Here is a 6,509-nt window from a genome sequence, read left to right as displayed (position 1 = left end):
CGATAGCCAACGATGTCGCCAAGTATTTCGCGATCCTGCCGGCGATCTTCGTGGTGCTCTATCCCGGGCTCGACGCGCTCAACGTGATGGGGCTGGCAAGTCCCAGCAGCGCAATCCTCTCGGCGATCATCTTCAACGCGATCATCATTCCCCTGCTGGTGCCGCTGGCGCTCAAGGGCGTCGCGTATCGCCCCATGCCTGCGGCGAGCCAGCTGCTGCGCAACCTCGCGATCTACGGCGGGGGCGGGGTGATCGCGCCGTTCGTCGGCATCAAGCTCATCGACCTCGCTGTCGCCGGCCTCGGCCTCGCCTGAGCCGCAAAGGAACCTGACATGCTTGCAAGCATCCTCACCATCATCCTCGTCGTCGGCGGCACGGCTCTCCTTTCCTGGCCGCTTGGCAAATATATGGCCGCGTTGTTCTCGGGCCGCTTCGCCGCTGCCGACCGGCTGTTCACTGCCGCCACCGGAGGCGCGGGAGAGCAGGACTGGAAGACCTATTCGCTCGCGCTCATCGCTTTCAACGTGGTGATGTTCGGCTTCGTTTTCCTGCTGCTGGCGACCCAGCACCTCCTGCCCTTCAACCCCGACGGGCAGGGTGTGGCCAGCCTCGACCTCGTTTTCAACACTGCTGCATCCTTCACCACCAACACCAACTTGCAGCACTATTCGGGCGAGAGCACCTGGAGCTACCTCGCCCAGCTTGGCGGGCTGATGTGGCTGCAATTCGTCTCCGCCGCGACCGGGATTGCCGCGCTGGCGGCGCTGGCGCGGGGGATCGGGGGACAGGCCAGCATGGGGAATTTCTTCCTCGATGTGCAACGTGCTGCATTCATGCTGCTGTTGCCGGTCGCAATGCTGCTGGCGTGTGCCATCGCGCTGGCGGGCGTGCCGATGACGCTGGAAGGCGCGGCGGCGGTGACGACCCTTGAGGGCGCAACCCAGACCATCGCGCGCGGGCCTGCCGCTGCCTTCGTTGCCATCAAGCAGCTTGGCACCAACGGTGGCGGGTTCTTCGGGCCCAACTCCACCCATCCGTTCGAAAACCCCACCTTTTGGTCGAACGCGCTGGAGATCATCGCGATCATTCTGATCCCCATGGCCTGCGTGTGGATGTTCGGGCGCATCATCGGCCGCGTGAAGCACGCCGCCGTGATCTTCGGCGTCATGGCCGCGCTGCTGGTGATCAAGCTGACCGCCGCAGTCACCTTCGAGGCCGCACCGACACAGGCCTTTGCCGATCTCGCCGTGCCGCAGGATGTCGGCAATCTTGAAGGCAAGGAGCTGCGCCTGGGTGCCACCACCGGCCCGCTGTGGGCGGTGCTCACCACGGCAACCAGCAACGGCTCGGTGGGGGCAATGCATGACAGTCTCAATCCGCTCACCGGCCTGGTGCCGATGGCCGGGATGTGGCTCAACGAGACCTTCGGCGGCGTCGGCGTCGGCATGATCAACATGTTCCTCTACATCGCGCTCGCCGTGTTCGTGGCGGGAATGATGGTGGGGCGCACGCCCGAATATCTCGGCCACCGGATCGAGGGGCGCGAGATGCGGCTCGTGGTGCTCGCGCTGATTGCGCACCCGCTGCTGATCCTCGGCGGCACGGCGCTGTTCGCTGCGACCCCCTGGGGGCTGGACACGCTCAACAACACCGGCGCGCATGGCTTTTCCGAGATCCTCTACGAGTTCAGCTCGGCCGCTGCGAACAATGGCTCAGGGTTTGAAGGACTGGGCGACAATACCCCGGCGTGGAACATCGCCACCGGGCTTGCCATGCTGATCGGACGCTATCTGCCGATCATCGTGCCGCTCGCCATCGCCGGATCGCTGATGGCCAAGCGCCGCAGCGCAGAGAGTGCGGGAACGTTGAGCGTCGAGGGGCCGACCTTCGGGGTGATGCTGTTCATCGTCATCCTGATCTTCGGTGCGCTCACCTTCTTCCCCGCCGCCGCGCTCGGTCCGATCGCCGAGCATGTCACTTTGATGCGCTAAGGAACCCTGACCGATGCAATATCTTCTCCCCTCACTGCGCTTGTGGCTGGTGACCTTTGCCATATGCGTCGTTGGCTACACGGCGCTGGTGCTGGCCTTCGCACAGAGCGTCGCACCGTTTCAGGCGAATGGGTCGATCATCGAAGCCGATGGCCCGGCAGTCGGAAGCAAGTTAATTGCGCAGGACTTCAGCAGCCCCCGCTACTTCTGGCCGCGGCCCTCGGCGGTGGATTACGACGGCATGGGTGCGGGCGGCAGCAACACATCGCCGACCAGTCCGGATCTGACGGACCGGGCAAAAGAGCTCATCGCCCGCTACGGTGCAACGGCGGATAAACCAATTCCCGCCGATCTTGTTGCAGCATCAGGCGGCGGGCTTGATCCGCATATCAGCCTTGAGGGTGCGCTCTATCAGGCGGACCGCGTGGCCGCCGCGCGCGGGTTACCGCCTGCCGAGGTCAAGCGCCTGATCGAGGCTCAGGCAGTCAGCGCCGCTGGCCCCTTCGCGCCCGAGAGGATCGTCAACGTTCTCGAACTCAATCTGGCGCTCGACCGGCAGGCGCAGTAGGCGGGGTTGATGGACGAGCCGCGCCCCGCCAATGATGCCGAGCGTTTTCTGCGCCTTGCACAGCGTGAGGAGCGCGGGCGGCTGACCGTCTATCTGGGTGCTGCGCCCGGAGTGGGAAAGACCTACCGGATGTTGCAGGAAGCTGCTCGGCGGCAGGCGGAAGGCCTCGATGTGCTGGTGGGCGTGGCCGAGACCCACGGGCGCAGCGATACTGCGGTGCAGCTCGAACCCTTCGAAGTGCTTCCGCGCCGGGCGATTGCCTATCAGGGCCATACGCTCGATGAATTCGACATCGACGCTGCGCTGGAACGGCGCCCAGGGCTGATCCTCGTCGATGAACTCGCCCACACCAACGCGCCCGGCAGCCGCCATCCGAAACGCTGGCAGGATGTCGCCGAACTGCTAGTGTCGGGGATCGACGTTGCCACCACGCTCAACATCCAGCACATCGAGAGCCTCAACGATCTTGTCGCCGGGTTCACGCATGTCCGGGTGCGCGAGACGGTGCCCGACAGCATCCTCGATTCCGCCGAAGTCATCGTAGTCGATCTCCCGCCCGAAACGCTGATCGAGCGACTGCGGGCCGGCAAGGTCTACCTCGCCGATACAGCCGGGCAGGCGCTGACGAACTTCTTCACGCCCTCGAAGCTCGCCGCCTTGCGGGAACTGGCTTTGCGCTATGCGGCGGGATCGGTGGACCGGCGCCTTACCGATCAGCTCACGCTGGCCGGGGACGAAGGCGATTATGCGGTGGGCGAGCGTATTCTGGTAGCGGTCAGCCCGGGCAAAGGCGGGGCACAGGTGATCCGCCATGCCAAACGCCTTGCCGATCTTGCCTATGCCCCCTGGACAGCGGTGGTGGTCGAGAGCGGCGGTGCGCGCGGGGTCGCAGGGTCGCAACGCGAGCAGCTGGCCGAGAACCTGGCGCTGGCATCTTCGCTGGGTGCGGCGCTGATGACACTGGCCGCAACCGATGTGGCGCAGGCGCTGGTCGATCAGGCTCGCGAGCTTCGGGCGAGCCAGATCGTGATCGGCAAGAGCCGCCGCAGCCGCTGGTTCGAATGGCGGCACGGTTCCATTGCGCAGGACGTGATCCGCAAGGCGCGGGGGATCGCGGTGCAAGTCGTCCCACTGGAAGACGCCGATGAGCGTCCAGCGACCAGAGGTGATTACAGCCCCTGGCGCGCGCCCTTGTCGGCACTAGCCATCGTCGCGGCGACGGTCGGCCCGGTGTTCGCAGCGCAAGACTGGCTGCCGCGCGGGGCCATCGATATGTTGCTGTTGGTGCCGGTGATTGTCGCCGCGAGCTTGCTGCGGACCTATGTCGGGCTCTGGGCGGCAGGGTTTGCGGCGCTAGCCTACAACTACTTCTTCACCGAGCCGCGCTTCACGCTGCTGATGAATGACCCTGCCGATGTCATCACCTTTTCCGTGCTGGCGCTGGTCGCTGGTGTGATCGGCGCGCTGGCGGGCAAGGTGCGCCGTCAGGCGGAGACCAGTGCGGGGGTTGCCCGGTTGAACGCCTCGCTCGCGCGCTTTGCCGGGTTGCTGGGCGGGTTGTCGGATCGGGAAAGCACCGCAGCAGTCGCCTGCCGCGAGATCGGCGCACTGCTGGAGGTAGAGGCGATCATCGTAAGCCTTGAAGGCGACCGCTTGACCGTGCGCGGCAATCCGGCCCACGCCGCACTGGATTTGGTCGACGAAGCGGCAGCACGCTGGACGCTGGAACGCGGCGAAGTGACGGGGCGCGACACCGGCACGCTAAATGCGTCCGACTGGCAGTTTCACCCGCTTCAGACCGCGCTCGGGATCATGGGGGCCCTGGGAGCGGCGCGCCCCGAACAGGGCCGGATCATCCGCGCCGACGATGCAACGCTGCTTGCCTCGCTGATCGATCAGACCGCGCTGGCGCATGAACGTCTGGTGCTGGAGGACGAAGCCCGACAGGTCGGCACCTTGCGCGAACGGGACCGCCTGCGCGGCGCTTTGCTTGGCAGCATCGCCCACGACCTGCGCACCCCGCTCACCTCGGTCATCGCTGCCGCCGAAGCGATCCCTGCGGAGGGGGCTTATGCCGAAGAAGTGCTGATCGCGCGCAGCGAAGCACGACGCCTAGAACGCTTCCTCGGCGATCTGCTGGAGGCGTCACGCATCGAGGACGGCGGCGTCAAACCGCGCATCGAGAGCATCGATCTTACCGATGTGATCCACGCCGTGCTGCGCGACCTGCGCCAAAACCGCGATGGCAGCAGAGTCGTGACCCGTATCGACGATGATTGCCCGCTGATCGCCAGCGATCCGGTGCTGCTCCGCCATGCGTTGATCAACCTCGTCGACAATGCGCTGAAGTTCTCGCCCGAGACCAGCGCGGTAGAGATCGTGCTGGAGTATGAGAGCAGCCACGTGGCGTGCCGGGTGCGCGACCGCGGGCCGGGCTTGCCCGAGCAGCACGATACGCTGTTCGAACGCTTCGAGCGGCTCGAGGGCAGCGACCGGGTGGGCGGAACGGGCCTTGGGCTGTGGATCGCCAAGAATCTCGTCGAAGCCGTTGGCGGTGTGATATCGGCCACCAACCGGCCCGAAGGCGGGGCTGAATTTGCGGTTCGCCTTCCGGCCTCAAACCCGCGAGACGAACCTGACGATGCGTAAGGACGTGCTGATCATCGATGACGAACCCGCCATCCGGCGGTTGTTGATCGGCGCGCTTGATCGGGTAACAATCACCCACGTCGAGGCCGCTACCGCTGCCGAAGCCTTGCGGATTGCCAGTGCCGCGCCCGCGCCGCTGGTCGCTTTGCTCGATCTGGGCCTGCCCGATCGTGACGGGCTGGAGGTGGTGCCGCAGCTTGCGGCGCTTAGCCTATCTGTGATTGTCCTCACCGCCCGCGACGCGACCGAGGAGAAGGTCGCCGCGCTCGACCTTGGCGCCGACGACTTCGTGACCAAGCCCTTCGATAGCGAGGAGCTGCTGGCCCGCATCCGCTCGGCGCTTCGCCGAAAGGCTGGGCCGCTCTCCACCACGGCCCGGCGCCAGTTCGCCAGTGGGCATATCGACCGAGACGCGCATGAGGTTGTCGTCCGGGGCGAGCATGTGGACCTCACTCCCCGCGAATTCGACCTGCTCTGGACGCTCGCCGATTATCCCGGGCGTGTTGTGACGCACGACCGTCTGCTGGAACTGGTCTGGGGACCGGCCCACCGGCATGATCTCAACTACCTGCGCGTGGCGGTCCGGTCATTGCGCCGCAAGCTGGAGTCTAATCCGGGCGAGCCGCAGCTGATCATCAACGAGCCCGGCGTGGGTTACCGGGTCGCAGGGTAGCGACCGGCGGTCAGATCGCCGAAAATCGCTCCAGATCCTTGATCTTGCCTGACACCACCAATTCATCGTCGGGGAAGATGATCGTGTCCGGCACGGCGTGGATGAACGCTTCGCCCTTCCGTTTCACGCCCACCACGGTCACGTCGTATTTCTTGCGGCAGGCGCTCGTGACGAGCGGCAGGCCGACAATCGGAGTAGGCGCGGAGAGCCGGGCGATGGCGAATTCATCGTCAAAGGCGATGAAATCGAGCAGGCGTTCATTGAGCAGATGCGCCACCCGCTCACCCATGCGCTCTTCGGGAAATACCACGTGGGTCGCACCGATCCGTTCCAGAATGCGCGCGTGATTGGTGTTGCTGGCCTTGGCCCAGATGTTGGTGAGGCCCATGTCTGCAAGCGCTAGCACAGTCAGCACGCTCGCCTCGATATCGCTGCCGATGCCGACCACAGCGGTGGCGAAATCGGCCGCGCCCAGCTGGCGCAGCACCGCTGGATCGGTGCAATCGGCCTCGACCACCTTGGTCAGGTGATCGGCATGAGCCTGCACCAGTTCGGGGGTGCTATCCACCCCCAGCACTTCGGTGCCCATGCTGGCGAGGCGGCGAGCGACAGCGCCGCCAAACCGGCC

Annotated in this window: 5 protein-coding genes and 1 pseudogene; 5 read left to right on the top strand and 1 reads right to left on the bottom strand. The window is 65.5% G+C overall.

All coding sequences use genetic code 11. From position 1 onward, the window contains the following. From C0456_RS19295 to C0456_RS19275, 5 genes and pseudogenes are all read left to right on the top strand, one after another. Positions 1-314, top strand: a pseudogene (locus C0456_RS19295) (potassium-transporting ATPase subunit B); the annotation flags it as partial. An 18-nt stretch (positions 315-332) separates the two neighbouring features. Continuing rightward, positions 333-1,991, top strand: coding sequence for a potassium-transporting ATPase subunit KdpA (gene kdpA, locus C0456_RS19290; RefSeq protein WP_291055842.1), 1,659 nt, complete (start codon positions 333-335; stop codon positions 1,989-1,991). 13 nt (positions 1,992-2,004) lie between these two features. Further along, positions 2,005-2,559, top strand: coding sequence for a potassium-transporting ATPase subunit KdpC (kdpC, locus tag C0456_RS19285; protein WP_291055839.1), 555 nt, complete (start codon positions 2,005-2,007; stop codon positions 2,557-2,559). A 9-nt stretch (positions 2,560-2,568) separates the two neighbouring features. Beyond that, on the top strand, positions 2,569-5,208 hold the full coding sequence (locus C0456_RS19280; protein WP_291055836.1) for a sensor histidine kinase KdpD: 2,640 nt from the start codon (positions 2,569-2,571) through the stop codon (positions 5,206-5,208). Continuing rightward, a complete protein-coding gene (locus C0456_RS19275; protein ID WP_291055833.1) occupies positions 5,201-5,881 on the top strand; it encodes a response regulator transcription factor in 681 nt (226 codons plus the stop codon). The genes C0456_RS19280 and C0456_RS19275 overlap by 8 nt, the downstream gene beginning before the upstream one ends. 10 nt (positions 5,882-5,891) lie before the next feature. Here C0456_RS19275 and C0456_RS19270 read toward each other — a convergent pair. Continuing rightward, the coding region (locus tag C0456_RS19270; protein WP_291055830.1) for a TrkA family potassium uptake protein at positions 5,892-6,509 on the bottom strand (618 nt) is incomplete at its 5' end.

Origin of the sequence: Hyphomonas sp., assembly GCF_013823385.1 — a bacterium.
Lineage (GTDB): Bacteria > Pseudomonadota > Alphaproteobacteria > Caulobacterales > Hyphomonadaceae > Hyphomonas.
The sequence above is the reverse complement of the archived record's forward strand: the minus strand, read 5'-3'. Positions and strand labels throughout refer to the sequence as shown.

Bases quoted from the DNA above. Each gene is read 5' to 3' on its own strand.
- kdpA (WP_291055842.1), top strand. From the start codon at position 333: ATGCTTGCAAGCATCCTCACCATCATCCTCGTCGTCGGCGGCACGGCT.
- kdpC (WP_291055839.1), top strand. From the start codon at position 2,005: ATGCAATATCTTCTCCCCTCACTGCGCTTGTGGCTGGTGACCTTTGCC.
- C0456_RS19280 (WP_291055836.1), top strand. From the start codon at position 2,569: ATGGACGAGCCGCGCCCCGCCAATGATGCCGAGCGTTTTCTGCGCCTT.
- C0456_RS19275 (WP_291055833.1), top strand. From the start codon at position 5,201: ATGCGTAAGGACGTGCTGATCATCGATGACGAACCCGCCATCCGGCGG.